At 64.2% G+C, this 18,348-nt stretch carries 16 protein-coding genes; 8 read left to right on the plus strand and 8 right to left on the minus strand.

The genetic code is table 11. From position 1 onward, the window contains the following. Positions 1-207 precede the first annotated feature (207 nt). Entirely contained in the window at positions 208-687 is a 480-nt protein-coding gene (locus DRB06_RS11770) for a hypothetical protein (RefSeq protein WP_073330999.1), read from the plus strand. Positions 688-893: 206 nt separating this feature from the next. Further along, positions 894-2,282 carry an arginine deiminase family protein gene (locus tag DRB06_RS11775; protein ID WP_073330997.1) on the plus strand — a complete coding sequence of 463 codons (1,389 nt, stop codon included), beginning with the start codon at positions 894-896 and terminating at the stop codon, positions 2,280-2,282. A gap of 125 nt (positions 2,283-2,407) precedes the next feature. Here the strand turns inward: DRB06_RS11775 and DRB06_RS11780 are convergent, their stop codons facing one another. After that, entirely contained in the window at positions 2,408-3,112 is a 705-nt protein-coding gene (locus DRB06_RS11780; protein ID WP_111820044.1) for a CoA pyrophosphatase, read from the minus strand. A gap of 451 nt (positions 3,113-3,563) precedes the next feature. Between DRB06_RS11780 and DRB06_RS11785 the strand changes: the two genes are divergently transcribed. Together DRB06_RS11785 and DRB06_RS16390 are read left to right on the plus strand one after the other, a co-directional pair. Further along, positions 3,564-4,739, plus strand: coding sequence for a serine protease (locus DRB06_RS11785; RefSeq protein ID WP_234415892.1), 1,176 nt, complete (start codon positions 3,564-3,566; stop codon positions 4,737-4,739). A 52-nt stretch (positions 4,740-4,791) separates the two neighbouring features. After that, positions 4,792-5,313: a hypothetical protein gene (locus DRB06_RS16390; protein ID WP_199912496.1), complete on the plus strand. Its 522-nt coding sequence runs from the start codon at positions 4,792-4,794 to the stop codon at positions 5,311-5,313. Positions 5,314-5,637: 324 nt separating this feature from the next. Here DRB06_RS16390 and DRB06_RS11795 read toward each other — a convergent pair whose 3' ends face one another. The 7 genes from DRB06_RS11795 to DRB06_RS11825 form a co-directional block, all read right to left on the minus strand. Next, positions 5,638-6,930: a galactokinase family protein gene (locus DRB06_RS11795; protein WP_111820045.1), complete on the minus strand. Its 1,293-nt coding sequence runs from the start codon at positions 6,928-6,930 to the stop codon at positions 5,638-5,640. Then, on the minus strand, positions 6,927-7,736 hold the full coding sequence (locus DRB06_RS11800) for a nucleotidyltransferase family protein (RefSeq protein ID WP_234415891.1): 810 nt from the start codon (positions 7,734-7,736) through the stop codon (positions 6,927-6,929). The genes DRB06_RS11795 and DRB06_RS11800 overlap by 4 nt, the downstream gene beginning before the upstream one ends. A 4-nt stretch (positions 7,737-7,740) precedes the next feature. After that, the gene (locus DRB06_RS11805) at positions 7,741-9,165 is read right to left on the minus strand and encodes a phosphoglucomutase/phosphomannomutase family protein (protein ID WP_108968081.1); all 1,425 of its coding nucleotides are present in this window, start codon (positions 9,163-9,165) and stop codon (positions 7,741-7,743) included. A 67-nt stretch (positions 9,166-9,232) separates the two neighbouring features. Next, the gene (locus DRB06_RS11810) at positions 9,233-10,183 is read right to left on the minus strand and encodes a carbohydrate ABC transporter permease (protein ID WP_199912495.1); all 951 of its coding nucleotides are present in this window, start codon (positions 10,181-10,183) and stop codon (positions 9,233-9,235) included. Then, a complete protein-coding gene (locus DRB06_RS11815; RefSeq protein ID WP_159097683.1) occupies positions 10,183-10,965 on the minus strand; it encodes a carbohydrate ABC transporter permease in 783 nt (260 codons plus the stop codon). Before DRB06_RS11815 ends, DRB06_RS11810 begins: the two co-directional genes overlap by 1 nt. A 170-nt stretch (positions 10,966-11,135) precedes the next feature. Beyond that, entirely contained in the window at positions 11,136-12,338 is a 1,203-nt protein-coding gene (locus DRB06_RS11820) for an ABC transporter substrate-binding protein (RefSeq protein WP_159097682.1), read from the minus strand. A gap of 241 nt (positions 12,339-12,579) precedes the next feature. Next, positions 12,580-14,502, minus strand: a complete 1,923-nt coding sequence (locus tag DRB06_RS11825; RefSeq protein WP_111820047.1) for a DUF5107 domain-containing protein — start codon at positions 14,500-14,502, stop codon at positions 12,580-12,582. A 122-nt stretch (positions 14,503-14,624) separates the two neighbouring features. Between DRB06_RS11825 and DRB06_RS11830 the strand changes: the two genes are divergently transcribed. From DRB06_RS11830 to DRB06_RS16240, 4 genes are all read left to right on the plus strand, one after another. After that, a complete protein-coding gene (locus DRB06_RS11830; protein ID WP_111820048.1) occupies positions 14,625-15,860 on the plus strand; it encodes an ROK family transcriptional regulator in 1,236 nt (411 codons plus the stop codon). 246 nt (positions 15,861-16,106) lie between these two features. After that, entirely contained in the window at positions 16,107-17,162 is a 1,056-nt protein-coding gene (gene argF / locus DRB06_RS11835; protein ID WP_111820049.1) for an ornithine carbamoyltransferase, read from the plus strand. Between the two features lie 77 nt (positions 17,163-17,239). Then, on the plus strand, positions 17,240-17,842 hold the full coding sequence (locus DRB06_RS15875; protein WP_108968071.1) for a hypothetical protein: 603 nt from the start codon (positions 17,240-17,242) through the stop codon (positions 17,840-17,842). Between the two features lie 306 nt (positions 17,843-18,148). Then, entirely contained in the window at positions 18,149-18,298 is a 150-nt protein-coding gene (locus DRB06_RS16240) for a hypothetical protein (protein WP_159097680.1), read from the plus strand. Positions 18,299-18,348: the final 50 nt, after the last annotated feature.

Raw genomic sequence — 18,348 nt, forward strand, 5'->3', positions numbered from 1 at the left:
TAATCACCCCGACTTCCCCGCACCACAGCAACCAAAATCCCGATCTTTAGCAACACGTTCACGCCGATAACTCGAAAATGACCCCCACACCCGAAACGACCACCCACATCACAGCCTCAACCCGAACCACCACACCCACAAATACGAAGAGCCCCTTATGTTAGAATCATTTCTATCAGGCCGTGTTCCCTGACGAGGAGGTCGTAGATGCCTTCCGTGAAGAAGATGCTCACTGTTGCCTGCGCTGCGCTTGGCGTGGTGACGGTGGCTGCCTGCGGCTCGGGCGATGATCGCGTCGCGGAGGACTCGCCCTATTACGGTTCGTTGAGTGAGTTGGAAGCCGCTTCGGATTATGCGCTGCGCATCTCGGTGACCGATGTTGAGGCGAGTGTCGTGGATGGTGCGGCGTGGGATGTTGTCCACTGTGACGTGCTTGCGAGTGATCCGAGTTTCAGTGATGAGGCGGTCACCCTGGAGATTCCAGCGGATACTGGCACGGCCGAGTCGGTTGAGATGGCGTCCGGCGGCGAGTATGCGATCTTCGTCAGAGTTTCCGATGATGGGGATGTGTTCCTGACCTCGGCGGATCAGGGTGTGTTTCCGGTTTCTGACGGCGTTGCTGGAAGCAGCGATGCCGGGACATTCTCCCTAGGTGACGCGGCGAGCCGGCTCGGCCTCAGCGAGTAGCCTACGAGGCCGGCGGACGCCGGTGGAGCAGGCCGTCGCAGAAACACGTGAGGCGTCGCCCATGAGGGTGCGCGCCCGTCGGCGCACAGATGCGCGCGCGTTTCGTGAGTGCAGGCGCGTCCGCTTACGGCGCGCACAATGCCCGGTTCACAGTGCTCGCGCACACGCCCGGCGCTCGACCCGGTTAGCCTGTGCCCATGACGCTCATGACGCAGAGTCCCCAAACCGCCTCGGACCCCGCCGACCGCACGGTCATCGCGCGCTCGGCCGGCGGTGGCCGCGTCGACTCCGAGACCGGCCGCCTGCGTGAGGTCATCGTCCACCGGCCCGGGCGGGAGATCGCCCGCATCACGCCGATCAACGCCAACTCCCTGCTGTTCGACGACGCCCTGAACATCGCCCGCGCCCAGGCCGAGCACGACGCCTTCACCGCCATCCTGCGCGCCGAGGGCGTGATCGTCCACGACTTCCGCGACCTGCTCACCGAGACCCTCGCCGTCCCCGAGGCCCGTCGCCTGGTCCTGGAGGAGACCGTCGGCCCGCAGGCGGTCGGCGTGTCCACGTCCGAGGTGCTCATCGACTTCCTGGGCGGCCTGCCCGACGCCGAACTCGCCGAGGTCCTCCTGGCCGGCATCACCCGCAACGAGCTGCGCGAGCGCCTGGACCCCGGCGACGCCGCCACCCTGTTCGCCACCACCTACCTGTCCACCCTGGAGGGACAGTTCGTGGTCACCCCCCTGCCCAACCACCTGTTCACCCGCGACACCTCCGCCTGGCTGTACGGCGGCGTGTCCGTCAACACCATGGCGCTGGCCCCCCGACGCCGCGAGGCCGTCAACTACGAGGCCGTCTACCGCTTCCACCCCGCCTTCGCCAGCCGAGTCGGCTCCGTCCCGCGTGGGGGAGGGGCGACGTCGTCGGACCGGGACCGGGGCGAGCGCGGCCCGCTGTGGGTGGAGTCGCATGGCGCCTCCCCGGCCACCGTCGAGGGCGGTGACTTCCAGGTGCTGGGCAACCGCACCCTGGTCATGGGGCTCACCCACCGCTCCAGCGCGGCCGGCGTGGAGCGCCTGGCCACTCGGCTCTTCGCCGACGGCGTCGCCGACCGGGTGATCGGCATCCATATGCCCGACCGCGCCTTCTACACCGAACTCGACGCCGTCATGCACCTGGACACCCTCATGACCATGGTCGCCCCCGACACCTACCTGCGCTTCTCCGGCTTCAACGACGTTACCACCGTAGAGATCGAACCCGGCGCCAACCACGGTTCCACCAAGGGCTCTGCCCTGCGCGTCACCGTCCACGACGGCGGCGACATGGACGCCGTCCTGGCCCGAGCCGCCGGCATCGACGCCTTCAAGGTAATCAGCCCCGACATGTCCGATGAGGCCGAGGCACTGCGCGAACTGTCTCGTGACTCCTGCAACGTCGTCGCCCTGGCGCCCGGGCGGGTCATCGGCTACGCGCACAACCAGCGGGCCAACGACGTGTTGCGCCGGGCGGGCGTGGAGGTCATCGAGACGCCCGGCGTCGAGCTGGTGCGCGGCCGCGGCGGGGCCCACTGCATGACCTGCCCGGTCACGCGCGATTGAGCCGAGTGACGCCGAGCTTGCTCGGGTGTCCGAGGCGATTGAGTCGCGTGAGAGGCCTTGCCGTACACGCGCGATTGAGCCGAGTGACGCCGAGCTTGCTCGGGTGTCCGAGGCGACTGCGCCGCTCACTTCCCGACGACGCTGATCTCCCGCGCCTCGTCCCAAGGCACCGTCCAACCCGCGGCATCGATCACCGTGGACAGCACCGCGGCGGTGAAGCCCCATACGAGCGGCCCGTCGTCGCGGGGAACGAAGGCGGGGCCCCGCCACACCTGTCCGCCGCTCTCCAGCACCCACGTACGCCGAGCCGCCGGATCCACGAGCGCACCTACCCCAACCCGCATCGCCCACCTCGTCTCGGTGCCGTCCAGCCGCATATCCCGAGGCGTCGCCCACCAGCCGAGCACAGGAGTCACCAGGTTCGCCGAAGCGGTCAGCGCCGCTTCCGGCAGCGCGCCGAGCACATCCACGTCGGACGGTTCGATGCCCGCCTCCTCCCATGCCTCGCGCAGAGCCGCTGCCGTGGGATCGCCCCCGTCGGTCGGCTCCAGCCCGCCGCCGGGGAAAGCGACCTCGCCGGGGTGGTGACTCACCGCCGCGGAGCGCAGCGTGAGAACGACGTCGAGGTCGTCCACCGATGCCCCCTCGCCGTCGGCGCGCACCCCGCGGGATGCCGCCTGCTCGCCCACCCCGAATAGGACGAGCACGGCCGAGCGCCGCAGGGCGCGCCCCGAGGAGCTAAGCCCCCGCGCACGCTCCCGCTGCGACTCCAACCCGCCCAAGTGGGGTGCTGCCGCCGCCACCCGGCGAAGATCATCAACCACTCCCATGGGGTGAGGCTACGACCTTCTCATAGCCGGTGACGGTTAACGGCGAGTCGGCGGTGGTGACAATGGTAACCAGCTCTGGGACGAGTCGTGTGGTGTCGGCTGACGTGCGCGGCGGCGGGGCCCACTGCATGACCTGCCCCGTCGCCCGCGACGCCGTCTGAGGTCTTCGCCGGTCCGAGCCGGAGCGCTGCCGTTTTTTCCGGATGAGGGCTTGCACCCCGTTTGCGAACACTCGCGATGAGTCTCCTCGGGCGGTTGACTCGATGTGTTCGTACCGTTACCGTGAGTTTTGATCGCTTGCGCGGTCATGTCTCTGAACCCTGCAACATCCAATATCCGCCCGGGCGCTTGAGTGCGTAGTGCTGTTTACGCAAGGCGATTCCGTGGGTGGACATGGAAGGACCTCATGAACGCGAGACTCGCTGGAAAGAACCCCAAGAGACCCCTGAGAGTGACGCTTCTGTCACTGACTGCGATCGCGGCCCTGACTGTTTCTCCGGCGGTCGCCGCGACCTCGGCGTCCGGAACCGCCGCTGCACCGGCCCCGGACGGCGCGGTCACGCCATCAGCGGCTGCCGCGGCGGTTGCCGAAGACGACGCCGCCTCAACCGCCGTCGTCGCACCCAACAGCTTCGGCCAGGAGGCGGTGCTCGCGGACGAGGCCGCGTTGGACAACATTGATGCCGAGTCCGACCAGGACGTAATCGACTACTGGACGGCCGAGCGGATGGCGCAGGCCCAGCCCGTAGACGTCGTCGCGGACTCCGAACAGCTCGCCCAGGCCGAGGCCTCGGCGCTGGCGTCCGCCGCCGATTCCGAGCCGGGAGAGGAGGGCCTCACCGAGCCCGCCGAGCCCGCCGACGACGTGCTCGCGCAGGCGCAGGCCGCCGGCCTTTTCGACGAGGACCTGCAAACGCTGACCGCGGACTCCGGCGAGGAGACTGCGGTGGTCGCGCCGCCGGTGACGAACTACTCCGTTACCAACGGCAAGCTGTTCTTCGAGGGCTATGAAAAAGAGAACGGATACTGTTCGGCGTCCGCGCTCAACACGCCGACTAAGCGCGTGATCATTACGGCGGGACACTGCGTGTATTACCAGGGGGCCTGGTCGCAGAACGTTGTGTTCGTCCCCGCCTACGACGGCCGGAAGGCGGACCCCGATCCGGTGGGAATCTGGACTGCGCGCACCCTGCGCACATTCAACTCCTGGATCGACAACTCGGACCTCTCCCACGACGTCGGAATCATTACCCTGGACAACGGCGGAGACGACAACAGAAGAATTGTCGACGCCGTCGGCGGGCACGGCCTCATGTGGAACGGCTCCAAGAGCTTCGACGTCTCAATCTTCGGCTACCCGAGCAACAAGAGCAATCCGAACGGTCGCTACAGCATGTGGGCCTGTTGGAGTGCTACCCGCGGTGACGACGATCGGGATACGGTCACAGGCTGCGACTTCGGTAATGGTTCATCGGGCGGGCCCTGGCTTGCCCAGTACAACAACCGTACCGGGCTGGGGCATGTTCGGTCGGTGACGTCCACATGGCTGGACTCGGCGGACCAGAACTGGGGGCCCTACTTCAACACCGATGTCAAGAAGATGGTGGACGCCTCGAACTATGACTAGTCCGACTAGTCCGGCGTGCGCCGATGCCGACCACCGAGCACAGGGGGCGATCATGTCGCTGATCAGACGCCGCACAATGACGAGACTTGCGCTTGCCGCGGGCATTGCGATCGCGGGGGCGGGAGGCTGCACGCAAGCGCGGGACTCACCCACCGCCTCAACCGAGCCGACCGGTCCCAATGATGCTACGGACTCGCCGACGGAGCAGGCCACAGCCACCGGTGACTCCGGAGCGGCTGGTTCAACGAGCGTTCCCGCGCCGACCGGTGATGCGACGGGCTCGGTCCAGGTGCTTCAGGCCCGCGACGACCTGGTCTCGCCCGCCGCCGTCGCGTGGGACTCGTGGGAACTGGTCGACCCGCGGACGATCGAGCTGACATTCCTGGCCGGCCCTGCGCAGTGTGAGGGCGTGAGTGCGGAAGTCCTCGAGACCGACCAGGACGTGACAATCAACCTCAGCGTCGGTACCTTGCCGGACGCCGGCGCCTGCCAGGCGATCGCGTTGACTTCAACCACGCGCGTAGCTCTCGGTGCCGACCTCGGCGACCGTACGGTCCGCCAGGACGCCGGTTGACACCCACGCGATCGTGAGGTTGCCAGCCTGTTTGGCAAATGGTGCCCGGAGGTCTGCGAGTGAACGGCAGTCGGCGATGGCCGGGTTTGACTGGCGCGAAGACCGGCGGAAGCGTTGAGCCTGGGAGCTAGGGATGAAACAGATCCCCCGGCGCCGATTCGTAAGGGCCCGGCACTTGGTGCGGGGTTCCTTCGTCAGACGGCCGGCGTGTTGCCGAGGCGGCCTGGTTCCTGAGAGGCTCGGGCTAAGACATCCGCGTCGTCTCAACGGTCGGCCGCCTCCTCGCCAGCCCAAACCCTGGCGCGCCGGATTCCTACATCCCTATCAATTACCCTCCAGCTGTGTAGCGCTGTCCCCCGGTCGAGTGACGAAGGCCGAGGCCGACGGAAGTGCGTCGTACTCTGTTCTGTACCGTTCTATCCATTCGTCTGCGAAAGCGTAGGCATCAGTGCTCGGTACGATGGCATAAACTGAACCGCCCCATCCTGCGCCGAAGGCTGAGGCCCCGATTGCACCCATGTCTCGGGCCAGCGACACCATTGAGTTTGTAGCTGGAACCTGGTTGTGCAAACGCTCGTTTGCTAAACTATGTGAGCGATTGACTATCGCTCCGATTGCGTTAGCGTCGGCCGTTGCGATGGCGTCGGCTCCGGCGGGCACAAGGACTAGCGACTCTATGAGGAATTGTTCAACGCGTCCTCTCTCGTAATCTGACTTTGTGAAGTTGAGCAGCCTTTTTAGTTGTGGGTCTTTCATGGCTTCACTGCCGGTGGCTTCACCGATAAGTGAACGGACCGCGCTTGCCAGCGTGGTGTCACTGCGTCCGCTGGCTTCGTTCCAACGCGCGAGTACTGTCTGCAGGGTTTCCGGTCCGCGGTTATAGTCCGCAAGCGCTGCACCGCTCTTTTCAGCTAGCACGCCGCTGATGCCGACGACGATCGACCACTGTGAGGGAAAAGTGATAAGTCGAAGTATTTGCACAGGGTCAAACTCGGCGTAGAGCAACTTGTCTCTTGCTCCACACAGTATGCCCGTATGGTCTTCGCTGCCGCCCTGCGTCCCTACACCCGTTGTGCCTGGCAGCTCGCGCCAATCCCTCCCATTCTCGACGCTGGCAAAATAGCCGGCGAGTGATAGACGATCAGGAATGTTGCGCTTCCAAACCTCCGAGGAGGACCAGCCGTTGAGGTCCGCCAAGGCGAGGGCGCACGCGCAGACAAGCGCCGAGGAGGAGCTCATACCTGACGCTGGCGGCAGGTCCGAGGTGATTGTCAGACTGGCGGGTACCGACGCGCAGAAGTTGTTAGTCAGCCGATCGAGTACCGTCTGTAAGTAGTGCCCCCAGTGGCCAACTGGCAAAGCCGAGTTGACGTTGGCTGTCAGCGACACGGGCTCACCGCCAGCTGTCGTTGTGGCCGTCAGGGTGCCCATAGCGTTGTTGGAGCGCTCGGCGCAGACGGTGACTCCCCGTTCGACGGCCCCCACCAAGACCCGTCCTCCGGCGTAGTCGGTGTGCTTGCCCAGGATTTCGATACGCCCGGGTACGCGCCAGGCGGAGCGTACGGGGGCGGAGCTGCCGAGGTAGGTCGCGTATGCCGGAGTGCCATGCTCATTCATAGGAGTACCTCGGTGGCGGCGAGACGGGCTTCGACGTCTGCGATGTCGTCACGGCATGTCAGGTCGAGTACCGGGCCGCTCCAACCGATGACTGTTACGGGAGTGTCTAGGGCGCGCACTGCGTCTACGATCTCGTACTCGCTACGCGGTGACGGTGAGATGCGGCGGCAGGCCTCGAAGATGTCTGGCATGAAGGCGAAGCAGTTCATCGAGACTTGTGCATGCGTCCCGGCGGAACTGACCGCCTCTGGCGTTGGTTTTTCGACGATGTCGACTAGCAGGCCATCTTTCGAACATATTAGTGCGAAAGACGCCACTCGCTCGGTCGGGATGTTGGAACCAGCCACGAGAGTAGCGCGGTCGAAACCGAGCAAGGCGTTGCCCTTGTGGGCGGCGAGAGCCCGGATTCCTTCCACCGGGTAGTAGTTGTCTCCGTTGATCATAAGGAAGGGGTCATCACCTATGGCTCCGGCGGCCGATACGACGGCGTCGGCGGTGCCCCGCGGCTCAACCTGGACGGCAAGCTCGACGGCGATTCGACTCAGGCTGAGCGAGTGCAGGTGTGCTGTAAAATCGTCGTGTTCGGGACCGACGACTATTACGATGCGCTCGATGCCGGCATCTGCCAGAGCACTCATGGAGTAATCGACGAGGCGGTGCTCTCCGATGGGCATGAGTGCCTTGTTGCCGCTGGCAGCAGCGGCAGCCTGGTCGGCCCTCATGATGGAGCCGCCGCTGACGGCGCGCATCCGCGTGCCCAAGCCCCGGGCGAGAATGAGAGCCGTGCGGGTGGTCGTGTCGGTCACGTCGTCAACTCAGCTCATAGTAGGTGGCGATGGCGTCGGCAACGGTCTGCGCCTGGCTGCGGGTGGGCATCTCGCAGAACACGCGCAACAGGGGCTCTGTCCCCGAGAAGCGGATGGTCGCCCAGCCGCCATCCGTGAAGTAGATCTTGCAGCCGTCCTCCCAGACGACCTTTTCGGTCTTGTGACCAAGAACAGTGAAGTCCGGTAGGTTATGGTCCTCGAAGATCAGCGAGGCCAGCTGGCTGCGGCGCTCGGCGGTGAAGCCGTAAGCAGCCTCGACTATGACAAGCTCGCCATAGCGCTCGACAATGTCGGCATACAGCTCGGACAGAGACTTGCCGGAGGCAGCCACGGCCTCTACCAGCAGAGAACCGGCGTAGACGCCATCTTTGCCGGGTATGTGACCGCGCACGGTCAGACCGCCAGAAGACTCCCCGCCGATGATGGCGTTTGTCTCGGCCATCTTCGCGCTGATCCACTTGAAACCGACAGGCACCTCGTAGCAGGTTTGGCCGTGGGCGGCGGCGACGCGGTCGAGCATGTGGGTGGTGGACATGTTGCGCACTACCGGCCCGCTCCACCCCTTCCGGGTGAGAAGATAGTCATAGAGCAGGACGAGCACCTGGTTGGCAGTGATGTAAGTGCCGGTCTCGTCGATAATGCCCAGGCGATCGGCGTCGCCGTCGGTGGCGATACCCAAATCAGCCCCCGACTCGAGGACGGCATGACGCAGTGCCGCGAGAGTGTCCTCAGTGGGAGAAGGCACATGCCCGCCGAATAGTGGGTCGTGGCGATCGTGAATAGCCTCAACCTGGCAGCGGGCGGTGAGCAGAATGGTTTGCAGACTCGTCTCGGAGACCCCGAACATGGGGTCGAGGATGAGGTGCATGTGGGCGTTGCGGATTGTCTCGGTGTCCAGCTTGTCGAGAATCGCGTCGAGGTACTGGTTAAGCGAGGTCTGGACGGTGACGAGTGAGTGGGAGCGTGCCTCGTCGGGCGCGACGGCGCGCACGTCTGCTTCCGTGAGAGCGTTGGCGTGCTCGCTGAGAGCGTCGGTGGTGGCGAGGTCCGCGTCACGCCCGCCTGGCAGAACGATCTTGATGCCGTTATACAGAGCAGGGTTGTGCGACGCGGTCACGACCATGCCGTAGGCGGCTCCGGTTTCACGCACGGTCCACATGGTCGTCGGGGTGGGGGCGGGGCGGTCGAGGACGGTGGTGGGCACCCCGTTGCCCACGAGAACCTCAGCTGCCCACCAGGCAGCGGTGTCGGACAGAAAGCGGCGGTCGTAGCCGATGACGACGCCGCGGTCAGTTGAGCCCTCTCGGGCCATACGGTTCGCGAGTGCCTGAGTGAGAAAACGAACGTTGGCGCGGGTGAAGCCATCCGCGATGATGGCGCGCCAACCGCCGGTTCCGAACTGGATCATTGTAAGCCTTTCAAAGACGACGGGCCGGGAAAGGAAATGGAAAGTGGGGCGATTAAGCCGCCGGTTGCTATTTGCCTGAGCCGAGCGTCATCCCCTCGACTAGTCGTTTGCCAAGGATGGCATAGAGCAGGACAGTGGGAATGACGACGATGACGATTCCGGCGAACAGTCCGCCCCAGTCGGACGTGTATTGCATGGTGCCTTGAAGTGCCAGCAGCGATTGCGGAAGGGTGTATTTCTTATCATCCGTGATGAATACCAGTGCAAGGAGTGTCTCGTTCCAAAGGCCCATGAGGGTAAGCATCGCCGCTGACAGTACCCCAGGGCGTGCCAGAGGCCACATGATCTTGACGAAGGTGATCCACGCAGAGGCCCCGTCCAGAGCCGCCGCCTCCTCAAGGTCGGTGGGCAGGGAACGGAAGAAACCCGTGAGCAGAAATACCGCAAAGGGCAGGGAGGTAGCCACATATAACATGCCAAGGCTAATGCGTTCGTCCCACCAGCCGATGGTATCCCACATGAACCCGGAGAGTGCGTTCATTGCGACCCACAGGGGAATCATGACGACTTGAACAGGGATCCCGAGTCCTATCGCGAAAAAGGACGTGATTGGGCCCGCTGTTGGGACGTTGGTGCGCGCGAGCACATAGGCGGCCATCGAGGCGAGGGCCACCGTGATGATCGTGCAGGTGACGACGATGGTCAGCGTGTTGAATAGGCCCCGGCCCAGCGATGATGCAGTCCAGGCGGAGACGTAGTTGGTGAGCGAGACCCTCTTGGGGAGTTCGAGTGGACGGCTGAAGATGGCAGATCCCCCGCGAAACGAATTGAGGATGACCCATCCGAATAATGCGATGTTGAAAAGGCACCACAGTGCGATCATGAGTTTGGTGGCCTGCCATATCAGAGTGCCGAGTGTGCGTCGTATGCGATGGCGGATAGAGTGCTCGGGTAAGGGGGCGGTGCCTTTAGCGGCGACTTGTCTTGTTGTGGTGACTTCAATCGCTTCGTCCGCCATCAGAACTCCAAGGATTCGCGTCGCATGAGTCGCCGTACTCCGATGACGAACAGCGAGATGAGAATGACCATGATTACCCCCATGGCGCTACCCAAACCGAGCTGATACTGGGGATTGCGTCCTCCCGTGGTAGCCAGGAACTGAGCGATAGTCAGGGTGCGGGCCTCTGGTGCCGGCGCATCCCCAGAACCGGTGATGCCATAGATGAACTCGAAGATCTTGATCGAGTTGATGCACCAAAGCACCACGGAGACCGTCAGTACGTCCCAAGTCAGAGGCAAGGTCACGTTGAAGAATGTGCGTAGCCGACCCGCGCCGTCGAGCTCGGCCGCCTCGTAGTAGTATCTTGGAATGCGCCCGATCGCGCTCATCATGAGGGTGAGGTAATAGCCTACGCTTACCCATACGATACCGACAACGATCACTTTGAAAATGTAGTCCGGCGTCAGCCACATCCGCGCCCACGATCCCAGCCCCAGTCCGCGCAACCCGGCGTTGAGAGGGCCATCGGGGGACAGTAATAGACTCAGCGCGATACCGACGGCTATTGCGGAGAGCAGGTATGGGAAGAACATCAACGATAATGCTGCCCGGCTCCAACGCGCCTCGCGGAAAACTGCGGAGAATATGAAGGTCAGTATGAATATGCCGACGCCGCAAAGCACGAGGATGAGGAGCGTGTTGGTGAACGCCTGACGAAACAGAGCGTCCCTCCACAGCCGTCTGTAGTTCCCCAATCCGATGAACTGGGGTGCCTCGCCGCGGCCCGTCCAGGTGGTCAAGGAGATGTAGACGCCGTAGAGGGCAGGTACGATGAGGAGCCCTACATATGCAACGAGCGCCGGAAGGAGTAAGGGCCAGTAGAGACGCCGGCGAGCTGCCTGGGCAGGGGAGGCAACGGACACTGCCGCCCCTGCCCCGGGGGACGACGCGGATGTGCGGAGCCAGGCCATCACTGGTTCCCGTGGTAGGTCACTGTGTTGGCGGCCAGTTGTTCCCGGAATTGGGCGGCGTCGATTTTCGCGCCGAACAAGTCATTGACGAGGGGCTGCCAGACGTCGGTGACCCACTGCGGTTCGGCGACGCCGACGCCGTCGGTGAAGGGTACAACGTCGGAGGCCTCGGCGTACTCCCTACCGTAGTCAGCGAGCTCGGGGCTCTGGTCAATGTCAGTTCGTGCCGTGAGGTTCTTGGCGTCCGAGGCGATACGCCCACAACGTTCTTTATTGGCAAAGTAGGCCATCCAGGTTTTGGCCGCGTCCTGGTTGCGTGCCTTGATCGGGATTGCGAAGCCGGTGGGACCGGAGATCGCGATACCAGCTCCGGCGTTGTCTCCGACGGCTGGGAACTTGAAGGAACCCCACTCCACCGAGTCTGGATCGTCTCCAGATTTCTCTAGGGAGGAGGAGGCCTCGGATGGGAACCAGGTGCCCATGAGAATCATGTCGGTTTTAGTTGACTGGTCGGCGAAGGAAGCCTGTTGCGTGGGGAATTTGGTGCCCTGAAACCCTGCAGGGAAGTAGCCCCCGGCGATGAGTGTGCCGATAGCCTCGGTCGCGTCCACCCACGGTTTGGACCCGAACTTCTCGCCGGTCGCGTCCTGCGCAGCCTCTGTGATGACGCCACGTCCGCCAGCGCGCAGGAGCGCGGACTCGAGCCAGTAGGCCTCGTAATCCTTGATGTCACCGTCGAGGGCGATCGGCGTGCGCCCCGCCGCCTTGCGCTCATCGAGATAGGCGAGCAGATCGTCGAAACTCTGGGGTGGGTTCTCCACCAACTCGGGGGTGATTCTCTTGTTGAAGAAGATGGTCTCACCGGCCACGGAGTAGGGGAAACAGAAGATCTTGCCGTCGGTGCGTAATGCGTCCATAAGCGACTCGGGAACCGACTCGCCCACGGTGATGTCCTCGCCGTCGATGGGCATGGCCCACAAGTCGGTCAGATCTGCGAGATTGTCCAGGCCGAGCTTGGCGGGGAAGTCCGAAGCGGCCTGGTCAACGAGGTCTGGGGGGTTGCCCGAGTTCAGCCGCGGGACCACCTGAGTGAGCACTTCGCGACCTGCCCACTGGGCCTCAACCTGGATGCCTGTTTTCTCGGTGAAGGCCTCGAAGAGCTCTGCCAGGAGCACCTGCTGAGGCTCTCCTTGCTGCCACATGGACCAATAGGTGAAACGCTGGTCTCCGCCTGAGTCGGCGGTTCCGGAATTACCGCAAGCGGCCAGTGTGGCGGTAAGTGCAGCTGTGCTTGACAATGATATGAAGTCACGTCGCGTGAGTGTCATCACGATCTCCTTTGTTCGTGTATTTGGTACTGCAGCTTTGTGTCGCAGTCGTGGTATGTCGGTGCGGCCAAGCCGGGGTGGGAAGGCGCTCACCGTCGAGCGCCGATCTCCTGTCTCAGTAGCGCTCCTCCTGTGTTGGCGTGGTCATTGCGAAGGCATAGGCCTCGGGGACAGGGTCGTGCGTTCCGGCGAGGTGTTGATAGTCCCACCACAGGCGTTCCAGGCCCAGGTCACCCTCACGCAGGTCCGGGAGACTGAGTGGGGTCTCAATTAGTTCGCGAGCTCGCGCAAGATGCCCTGCCCGTACCCGGCCGACGCACTCTAGATACTGCACTCGGGGCAGGCCACGCACGGCGGAGGGCAGAGAGTCGATGAGGGTGAGGGCTTTGTCGATCAGGCCGATGTCGAGTAGGTGGGTGAGTGCCTCGATAGTGATGCCGTGACGATTTGGGGCAAGAGTGTGGGCACGGAGCAGGCCACGGGCGCGTGCTTCGCCGTCGGAGTCGGTGAGGGCCAGAGCGCGTAGGACGTCCGCGGTAAGGTGCGCGCGCTCTGACTTTCGCCATAGTGCACGGGCCTCTTGCGTGAAACCTGCGGCGTGAAGTGCTACCCCAAGAAGGTAGTCGCGCAACCAACTGGGCATTGCGCGTCGCAGGACGGCGATCCAATCGGGTCCGATCATCGCTGACCCGAGCAGGATTGGGTCCAGCTGGCCCGTGCGTGCAGCTTTGAGCCAAGCGCTCTGCTCGGCGTTGAGCGTATCGGTGTTGAAGGGCGTAGCCCAGGAGGCAACTCGATGTCCTGCCAGCACCTCGAGGGCTCCCCATCCCTCCCGTGCTGCGCGCTCTTCCGGGCCATCTTTGAGGGGGACGGGGGTGACCCGGGATTGTTCAAGGGAGGTGAGACGTGCCGAGGCCTCCTCCAGGCGTGCGGGATTGATGACGGCCCGCGCTGTGCGCGCTACGACTGCCTCCCACTGGTCCTCCGGGTTGTCGATGGCTACAGGGCCGTAGCACTCGGTGAAGCGGATGGAGGCGCCCGCAGAGAGGTGTAAGTGCTCCAGTTGGGTGGAGGCAAGCCCAGCCTGGATCTCGGCATAGCGGCGTGTCCTGGACAGTCGGCGTTGCCATGACCGCCCGCCCATGCCGCTTCCCCAGGTGAACAGTTTGCGCCCGTTCAGTTCGTGCGTCGAGTATTGGCAGATTCCGACGCCGTCGCCGTCCACCGCTGCAATCCATGGGATGCGTGATCGGATGCGATAGAAGTAGTCTGCGCCGCCAGCCTGACGCTGGGGGTGGGTGATGTCGCGTCCGTGATGCTCGGGGACGCTGACGATGTCGAGCGCATCGGCGTAGCCGAAGTGGAAGGCCGAGTCGGCGTCGACAATGACTCGGGTGGAGGCGCTCTGCGGAATGGCGATGTTGGACCACCAATAGACGGGAACCTCCCGGGTGGTAGGGTTCTCCAGCAGGATGTGGGTGTAAAGGGAATCGGATCCATCAGGTAGCCAGGCGTCCAACCGCCAGGTGAGTCCGAGCATGCGCTCATACGCCCACATACGCAGGATCCGTCCACCGCGTCCATCCGGGAGGGTTCCTGCGGCCACGGGCTCGTTGGTCAGGCCCCAGTGGCCGGTGGTGCCAAGGTTCCACTCGACGCCGCCGGCGAACCAGGCGTTGCGCAGAGCGAGATTGGCTAGGTCGATTCGTTCGGGTTGGTGTAGAAGTTCACGGCCTGAACGGCGATCCGTCAGGCGCCACAGGCGTCCGCCGAGGTCGAGCAGAAACTCGGCCCGTAGCCGCTGGTTCTCCAGGATTGCGACATTGAGCTCAGACGGTGTGACGCTGCCGTCGTAGGAGTCCTGGTAGCGGTAGGGCAGGAGAGTGGGCGGACCACTTGCGTGGTGCTCCCCGACCTGCAACAGCTCCAGATCGGCGGCGGTCGGAACTCGGCGGTCTCCGCCGTCGAGGATGAGTTCGCCGAGCTCACCGAGCGACGTAACGGGGATCACCGTCGTTTCGAAGCGGATGTCTGACATGGTCCCTCCCTCGGGGCGCGGCGACCACCATGACGGTGAGCGGTTGTTTTTTGTTAGGTAGTAAGTAAACTACTTAAAGAAAAGATAGCACGTCTTGGACGTGTGCGGAAGTGCCTGGAAGGATGTCGGCTGTGGAGGACACGTCCCTTGCTGAACCGCGGCCCGCGCTGGCCGGATCGCAGCGCCACGCGCAACGGGCGAGCATCGGCCGCGGCGACCCAGGTGTGCTGCGCAGGTGGAACGAGTACGCAGTGCTTACTGCGCTGCGCGAGTCCAGCCCGCAGCGCGCATCGCAGTTGAGGCAGACGACGGGTTTGACGGTAGCCACGCTCGGGACGGTGCTGCGTGATCTCCAGAGCAAAGGGTGGGTCGCGGTGGGGACGTCGGCTCAGGGTGCCAAGGGGCGGCCCGCTCAGACGTACTCGCTGCGAGTGCCGTCCGGGTGTGTGCTCGGCCTGGATGTCGGAGCCCACGTGGTCCGAGCTCAGTGTCTCGACCTAGATGGTAAAGAACTCGCGCAATCCGAAATTCGTCTTACCGCCGGGCGGGAGGACGATGAGCGTGACGTTGCTGCCCGACAGGTCGTCGAGCAGGCGTTGAGAGGGGCGCAGTGCTGGTCGGCTGTGCTCGCCGTCGGTGGTTTCGTTGAGGAAGACGGAACTCTGGTGGAGAGTGCGGCAATCCCCTCTTGGAACGGTACACGTCCCCTTGAGCGCTTCGAGTCTCTTCTGGGGCCCGGGTGCCTCATTGTCAATGACGTGTGTGCTTCCGTATACGCGGAGCGCTGCAGGGGAGCAGCGTCCGGCTACGATGACGTTCTTCTGTTGCAAACCGGTCGGCGTCCTACGCTCGGCATCATGCACGGCGGTCGTCTCAGGCACGGTGCCCACGGGATGGCTGGTGACCTGTCGGCAGATGCCCGTGTGCCCACGGAGCACCGTCCCGGCGGGCTGGGGGAGCTCAGCGAGGGGGCGGACGCCTTGGGGCGCGCCGTGCGCGAGGCTAGCACGGGAGACCAGGTCGCCCTGGGGCGCATTCGCCGACTGATGGAGGGCATCACTCCCGCCCTGGTGACTGCGGTGGCGATTGATGATCCCGAACTGGTCGTCGTGGCTGGCGCCCTCACCCCGGTCGCGCATCTGTTCCTCGACGACATCAGAGCCGCGCTCGCTGCAGGGGTCAGGCGCCCCCCGAAGGTCGTGGTCTCGGCGAATGACCAGTTCTCCTCGGCCCAGGGGGCAGCGCTCCTGGCGCTGAATCGGGTGCGTTCCAACCTTGCCTCGCACGACGGCGTGCAGCCTTTCACTCGGGAAGCCTTTCTCGCTCAGGAGCACCGTCCCGGGCGCGCCCTCGTATGATTCGCTTCCAGCTTTCGTGAGCTTACAGGCGGCGGTGGGTAGCTGCCGTCCTCAAAGAGGCGCTCATTGTGGGTGTTCCGCGAGTGTGCGCGACATCCCTGAGGCCGTGCAATGCCCGCCATAAGTCGGGCGAGGCCGTATGCTCCGCCCTGATGCCAGTGCTACTGACAGCGGAGTAATGGGGAAGTGGCAGCGTAGCCGGTAGCCTAGTCTCGGCTCGACTCACAGTTTTGAAAGGATCCCCGCATGCCTGTCGCCATCCCGGCCCCCGACCCCGCCGTCCTCGCCTCCCTGAAGGGACGCAGCTTCCTGCGCGAACTGGACTTCACGCCGCAGGAGTGGATGACGCTGATCGGCCTGGCAGCGCAGTTGAAGGCGGACAAGCGAGCCGGCCGGGAGGCTCAGCACCTGAAGGGCAAGAACATCGCCCTGATCTTCGAGAAGACCTCCACGCGCACCCGCTGCTCCTTCGAGGTGGGCGCCCACGACCAGGGCGCCCACACCACCTACCTGGACCCCTCCGGCTCTCAGATCGGCCACAAGGAGTCCGTGGCGGACACCGCCCGCGTGCTGGGCCGCATGTTCGACGGCATCGAGTACCGCGGCGACTCCCAGGCCAAGGTCGACCAGCTCGCCGAACTGTCGGGCGTACCGGTGTGGAACGGGCTCACCGACGACTGGCACCCCACCCAGATGCTGTGTGACTGCCTGACCATGCTCGAGCACGCCGACAAGCCTGCGGGTCAGATCTCCTACGCCTACATCGGCGACGCCCGCTTCAACATGGGCCGCTCCCTGCTGGTGGCCGGCGCCCTGCTCGGCGCCGATGTGCGCATCGTCGCTCCCAAGGAGCTGTGGCCCGACGACGAATGCGTCACCGCCGCCCAGGCCGTGGCCGCCGACACCGGCGCCCGCATAACCCTCACCGAGTCCGTGGAAGAGGGCGTGGCCGGGGTGGACTTCGTACACACCGACATCTGGGTGTCCATGGGCGAGCCCAAGGACGTGTGGGCAGAGCGCATCGAGCTGCTGCGCGACTACCAGGTCAACGCCGCCCTGATGGCCAAGGCGGGGGAGCAGGCCAAGTTCATGCACTGCCTGCCCTCCTACCACAACCGCGAGACCACGATCGGGGAGGAGATCTACCAGGCCACCGGCATGGACGGCCTGGAGGTCACCGAGGACGTCTTCGAGTCCGAGCGCTCCATCGTCTTCGACCAGGCCGAAAACCGCATGCACACCATCAAGGCCGTCATGGTCGCCACCCTCGGCGACCCGGCCGCGACGGCGCAGGCCGACTGATCCGGGACGCCCGGTCATCCGGAGGGTTTAGAGAATCTGTGGAGGCGCTGGACTAATATCGATACAGGGTCTGGAAGATGAGGACTGATTCTAAGGCTTGCCAGCGGCTTCTGGTTGGGTTCTGTTTCGCCTTGCGGACGGTAATGGTGCTGGTCGGGTTCGCGCTGTTGCTGTGGGGTGCGCAGTGGGCTGCTATGGCCTCAGGCCTTTCGGTGGTCCGGCCGAATATGGCGGCCGACAGCGGGATGGTCACACGGATAATGAAGGGGGATGGAACATTCACTTTTGTTTGGTGGCGCTCCGCGCTGGAGGTGGCGCTCGGTTTCGTTCTCATCCCGAAATGGCACACCAAGGGACGTTATGATGTTGTGGCAGCTATTGCGGTAGCACTAAGTGTTGTTTGTGTGGTGTTCCTTATTCGTCTAACGGCGGGCGCGGGTACCTACGGTACCTGTACCTACCCAGGGTGCTGGCCGAACCCGTGGGATTTAATAGCACTGGCGGCACCATTCTTCGCGGGGCTGGCGACTCTGACAGTGATGGCTTGCTTCGCAGACCGGATCCCTCTGTGGGCGCGCTGCCTGTTTCCAACAGCGGTCTACCTGGTTGGCACGGTGCTGCTCGCCCTGGTCTGGGACCGTTGGCTGCTGCCCTTCTTCGCAGATCCGCCACCCTGGTAGTTCTCCCACTCACATGGAATCTCGCGGCATGTCATGACCTCGCATTAACACCCCGACTCGAGGAACAACCATGCACTCATCCACACCCCAAGACGCATCGTAGCCATTGCGCATGTCCCGACGCAGCCTGATCTGTGGGCTCGGTCTGGGCGCTGGCGCCCCACTGCTGGTGTCAACGGCTCCGCAGGCGCATGCCGCGGGAGTCGAAGTCAGCTTCACCCGTTTTCACCCGGAACCACAAACAAGGTAACGGGCAACCACCGGCGTGACCTGGACCGCGCTGCGCTGGGCCGACGGCTTCCATCTGTGGAAGCCGGATACCGTCGCCCTGCACTCCGTCGGGCCATCGCCGGTGCCTCGCAGACCCAGCGGCTGACCGGGCTTGAGACGGCCACCAGGGAGGACAACGCCGTCGATGCCGCCAGCAAGGTGCTCTACGGCATGGACGAGGAATGACGGCCGAACCATTGCCATTAGGCACTGATCGTCACGCCCGGCCACCACGG

This window comes from Actinomyces sp. Z5 (assembly GCF_003287795.1).
Taxonomy (GTDB): domain Bacteria; phylum Actinomycetota; class Actinomycetes; order Actinomycetales; family Actinomycetaceae; genus Actinomyces; species Actinomyces glycerinitolerans.

Excerpts from the sequence above, each read along its gene's own strand:
- DRB06_RS11770 (WP_073330999.1), top strand. The coding sequence starts at position 208 with ATGCCTTCCGTGAAGAAGATGCTCACTGTTGCCTGCGCTGCGCTTGGC.
- DRB06_RS11775 (WP_073330997.1), top strand. The coding sequence starts at position 894 with ATGACGCAGAGTCCCCAAACCGCCTCGGACCCCGCCGACCGCACGGTC.
- DRB06_RS11780 (WP_111820044.1), bottom strand. The coding sequence starts at position 3,112 with ATGGGAGTGGTTGATGATCTTCGCCGGGTGGCGGCGGCAGCACCCCAC.
- DRB06_RS16390 (WP_199912496.1), top strand. The coding sequence starts at position 4,792 with ATGTCGCTGATCAGACGCCGCACAATGACGAGACTTGCGCTTGCCGCG.
- DRB06_RS11795 (WP_111820045.1), bottom strand. The coding sequence starts at position 6,930 with ATGAATGAGCATGGCACTCCGGCATACGCGACCTACCTCGGCAGCTCC.
- DRB06_RS11805 (WP_108968081.1), bottom strand. The coding sequence starts at position 9,165 with ATGATCCAGTTCGGAACCGGCGGTTGGCGCGCCATCATCGCGGATGGC.
- DRB06_RS11810 (WP_199912495.1), bottom strand. The coding sequence starts at position 10,183 with ATGGCGGACGAAGCGATTGAAGTCACCACAACAAGACAAGTCGCCGCT.
- DRB06_RS11820 (WP_159097682.1), bottom strand. The coding sequence starts at position 12,338 with ATGTGGCAGCAAGGAGAGCCTCAGCAGGTGCTCCTGGCAGAGCTCTTC.
- DRB06_RS11825 (WP_111820047.1), bottom strand. The coding sequence starts at position 14,502 with ATGTCAGACATCCGCTTCGAAACGACGGTGATCCCCGTTACGTCGCTC.
- DRB06_RS11830 (WP_111820048.1), top strand. The coding sequence starts at position 14,625 with ATGTCGGCTGTGGAGGACACGTCCCTTGCTGAACCGCGGCCCGCGCTG.
- argF (WP_111820049.1), top strand. The coding sequence starts at position 16,107 with ATGCCTGTCGCCATCCCGGCCCCCGACCCCGCCGTCCTCGCCTCCCTG.
- DRB06_RS15875 (WP_108968071.1), top strand. The coding sequence starts at position 17,240 with ATGAGGACTGATTCTAAGGCTTGCCAGCGGCTTCTGGTTGGGTTCTGT.